This is a genomic window from Acidovorax sp. HMWF018 (assembly GCF_003061035.1).
Taxonomy (GTDB): Bacteria; Pseudomonadota; Gammaproteobacteria; order Burkholderiales; family Burkholderiaceae_C; genus Acidovorax; species Acidovorax delafieldii.
Genome location: NZ_QAIM01000547.1, coordinates 1 through 1,470, shown reverse-complemented (window position 1 = coordinate 1,470; position 1,470 = coordinate 1). Strand labels below are relative to the sequence as shown.

The window sequence follows — 1,470 nt, the reverse complement described above, 5'->3', positions numbered from 1 at the left end:
TTTCCAGTCGTGCACCTATCGGGTACGTCGCAATCGCAGCAAACGAAATCTCTACGAATCAAGGGTTCAAGAGCTTTGTATTGCCGCCAGAAGTTGATGCTCGGTATACCTATTACCAGCTCAAGTGGTTGAAGCCTGAGGCAGAAGCCATTGCGACAGGAACAACATTCAAGGAGTTGTCGGGCGCCGCCACGGCAACGCTGCCTTTCAAGCTTGCTCCCGCCGCCGAGCAAACCCGCATCGCCAACCAACTCGACACCCTGCTCACCCGCATCCAGTCCTGCAACGACCGCTTCGATACCATCCCCGCCTTAGTCAAGCGGTTTCGGCAGGCGGTGTTGGATGCAGCAGTATCTGGTTCGCTGACGCATCCATGGAAAACAGCACGCAATGCAGCAGATTGGTCAACGACAACTGTTTCGTCGATCTGTCAAAAGCATCGAGTCATAACTTATGGTGTTGTGAAGCTGGGGGAGGAAGTGCCAAATGGCACCCCGTGTCTTCGAACAAGCAATGTTCGTTGGCTTCGCTTTGAGCTAGACGGTATGAAGCGAATTGCTCCGACTTTGTCCGCTGAATATTCCAGAACGATCCTGCGTGGCGGTGAAGTCCTTGTGAATGTGCGTGGCACGCTTGGGGGTGTTGCAGTCGCTGGACACGAAATGTTGGGATGGAACATCTCAAGAGAGGTCGCTGTTCTTCCTGTCGAGCAAAGTATTGTTGATCCTCGCTTCGCGGCGTATTGGGTTGCCTCCGATGCAAGTCAGAAATGGCTTGCGGGCATGGAAAAAGGGATTACTTATGTTGGCATCAATATCGAGGACCTCAGAAATCTACCTATTCGGCTTCCGTCATTGCCAGAGCAGGCCGAAATCGTCCGCCGCGTAGAAGCCCTGTTCACCCTGGCCGACCGCATCGAGGCACGCGCTACCGTAGCCCGAACCCAAGCCCAACGACTAACCCCGCTGGTGCTGGCAAAAGCCTTTCGCGGTGAATTGGCACTGCAAGACCCGGCAGACGCGCCCGCCAGTGTGCTGCTTGAACGCATCGCTTCGCAGCGCACTGCGCCAATTGCAAAGAAACAATCAAAGACCACTCGCCAAGTTCGCGCCTCTCGCGCCCCCAAGGAAGCCGTAGCCGTGACCAAAAGCCGCCAAGACGAAGACGTAAAAGGCAAGCCCTACCTTGCAGACCACCTGCGCCGCTTGGGTTCGCCCACTACCGCAGAGGCGCTGTTCAAAGCGTCCGAGCTGCCAATAGCCGACTTCTACAAGCAATTGGCCTGGGAGGTAGCGCAAGGCCATATTGCAGATGGTGGCACCACCTTGGAGGCACACCATGCGGTTGGATAAGGTTTATATCGACGGCTTCAAGAATTTGAAGCAGTTGGAGGTGGACTTTGACGAGACCAAGCTCACCACAGTGCTAATTGGCCAAAACGGGGCAGGGAAGTCCAACCTGATTGAAGCC

At 55.2% G+C, this 1,470-nt stretch carries 2 protein-coding genes; both read left to right on the top strand.

Translation table 11 applies throughout. The features are described 5' to 3' along the window. The coding region (locus DBR23_RS23265; RefSeq protein WP_146191423.1) for a restriction endonuclease subunit S at positions 1-1,352 on the top strand (1,352 nt) is incomplete at its 5' end. Beyond that, a partial coding sequence (locus tag DBR23_RS32345) for an AAA family ATPase (RefSeq protein WP_369882160.1) occupies positions 1,312-1,470 on the top strand: 159 nt, incomplete at its 3' end. The genes DBR23_RS23265 and DBR23_RS32345, both read left to right, overlap by 41 nt.